Genomic DNA, 2,304 nt, shown 5'->3' on the forward strand with positions numbered 1-2,304 from the left:
CAGCTTGGCTATCTGGAGCATGCGGAGCAGCAGTTACACACCCTGTTTCAGCACGATGCTGATGAAGTGCTGTTTATTCCTTATGCTGCCGTCTCTTTCAGCTTTGACGACTTTGAGAATATCGTCAAAACCGCCTTTGAACGCTACGGCTATGGCCTGAAATCCATTCACCGCTTCAGCGACCCGGTTGCGGCGGTGAAAAATGCCAAAGCGATTGCAGTGGGCGGGGGGAATACCTTTGCGCTGCTCAACCGCCTGTATCAGAGCAATATTGTCGATTTAATTTCACAGCGAGTGAATGACGGTGAACTGCCTTATGTCGGCTGGAGTGCGGGCAGTAACGTCGCAACGCCGACGATCCGCACCACCAATGATATGCCTATCGTTCAGCCACCCTCATTTAACGCGCTGAGAATTACCCCTTTCCAGATGAATCCGCATTTCATTTCCGGCAAACCGGTTGGGCATAACGGTGAAAGCCGCGAAGAGAGGCTGAACGAATTTTTAAGCATCAACACCGGGGAAGAACTGCTGGCCTTGTATGAGGGGTCAGCACTTTATATTGAAAATCAGCAGGGGCGTATTTTGGGTGAGAAAGAGGGGCTGTGGTTCCGTGCTCCTGAGAAGATAGACAAAATTGCCCCAAATCAGCCGTTTGAATTAAGCATGATTAAAGGAGTGAACTAACATGTCATCGAAATTTGTCAGCATAATTTATGAGCTACTCGACGATCCGGGCATTAATGGCCAGAAAGTGGTGGATGAACTGACCGCCCTTGGGGCAACCGATGCGACGATCACCACGACACCGGTTAATTATGAGGCGCCGGAAGACACCACTCAGATTTGTGATTTTATCAAGGTGGTGATTAAAGGCAGCAACGGCAAATCGGCGGGAGGCGAAACGCCAGCGCCAACCATGGGTATTATTGGTCGACTGGGGGCGCAACAGGCGCAGCCTGACAGAATGGGCAAAGTGTCAGATTCTGATGGTTCTATTGTGGCGCTGGCGAGTGCCATGAAGTTGCTGGATATGTCCGCGAAAGGGGCGCAGCTTGAGGGCGATGTGATTATTACCACCCACATTGCAACGCATGTTTCTATTACGCCGCACGACCCGGTCGATTTTATGGGCATGCCGGTTTCATCTGACACCATGAATGATTATGAAGTGGATGATGATATGGATGCAATTTTGTCGGTGGATACCTCGAAAGGAAACAGCATCATCAAACATCGTGGTATTGCTATTTCTCCAACGGCAAAAGAGGGCTATATTCTGCGCGTTGCACCAGACCTGGTGACATTAATGGAATATGCTACCGGCAGACCGGCCAAAACGTTCCCGATAACCACCCAGGATATTACGCCGTACGATAACGGTGTTTATCACTTTAACTCCATTATGCAGCCGCATGTGGCGACAAAAGCCCCGGTTGTCGGGCTGGCGATTACGGCAAAAACCGTCGTTCCAGGCAGTGAAACGGGCGCCAGTTATGAAAGTGAACTGGTGGATGCGACCCTGTTTGCTGTCGAAGTCGCTAAACAGTTTACCTGGCAGAAAGCGGCGTTTTACGATGCGGACGAATACCAGACATTGTTTGATATGTACGGCAGTCTGGCATTTTTGCAAAAATAAGGAAATTCCATCACAGATAGCATATTGTTGGTTATCTGTGATGGTGCTCTAGCGCGATAATGACTTGTTTACCCCAACAAGGTAATGGTCATTTTTGCTGTTGTTCGCCTGAACTTTAGATTGTCAGCAGGCCTGTGATGATTAAAAATCATCAATTCTGTATGCGCTGCAATGTAAATATGTCATTCCTGCCTTTATCCTTCTCCTGGCTAATTTGAGTTTAATGGCGTAAATATTCTCGTTTTTTTCCATGCTGTTCCGGTTTCTTCAACCGGAGTACGCCCATGCTTTTATCCCGAATTTCCCTACCCACCATTGTTTTAATGCTTTCTGCCTGTGCCACTGAGATGCCAGTGAGTGCAGCTGTAAGCAACCTGGGCGTTGCGTGCGGACGCAGAATGATTCTACACTGTCCGAAGCAGGGTGATACCGTCCTGTCAAAGCCGGGCGGTAATGGCATACCCAATGGCATACTAAGGATCGCAGGTAAAGAAAAAGCGCATGTTACTCAGTAACATGCGCTCAGAATATGGCGGTGAGGGGGGGATTCGAACCCCCGATACGTTGCCGTATACACACTTTCCAGGCGTGCTCCTTCAGCCACTCGGACACCTCACCATATTGTCTTTCCAGCATCGCTGGAACGGGCGCTAATGTAGGAAAAA

2 protein-coding genes and 1 tRNA gene are annotated in these 2,304 nt (G+C 49.1%); 2 read left to right on the forward strand and 1 reads right to left on the reverse strand.

Features of this window, described 5'->3' with window-relative positions; translation table 11 throughout:
- On the forward strand, positions 1–687 hold a 687-nt coding region (pepE, locus tag ACRCWW_RS08525), incomplete at its 5' end, for a dipeptidase PepE (protein ID WP_438682022.1).
- Position 688: 1 nt separating this feature from the next.
- A complete protein-coding gene (locus ACRCWW_RS08530) occupies positions 689–1,639 on the forward strand; it encodes a DUF1177 domain-containing protein (RefSeq protein WP_438682023.1) in 951 nt (316 codons plus the stop codon).
- Positions 1,640–2,169: 530 nt separating this feature from the next.
- On the opposite strand, the gene ACRCWW_RS08535 is transcribed toward ACRCWW_RS08530, so the two are convergent.
- Positions 2,170–2,257: transfer RNA gene (locus tag ACRCWW_RS08535), tRNA-Ser, on the reverse strand.
- Positions 2,258–2,304: the final 47 nt, after the last annotated feature.

The sequence above is a fragment of the Scandinavium sp. genome, assembly GCF_051650185.1.
In the GTDB taxonomy this organism is placed as follows: domain Bacteria; phylum Pseudomonadota; class Gammaproteobacteria; order Enterobacterales; family Enterobacteriaceae; genus Scandinavium.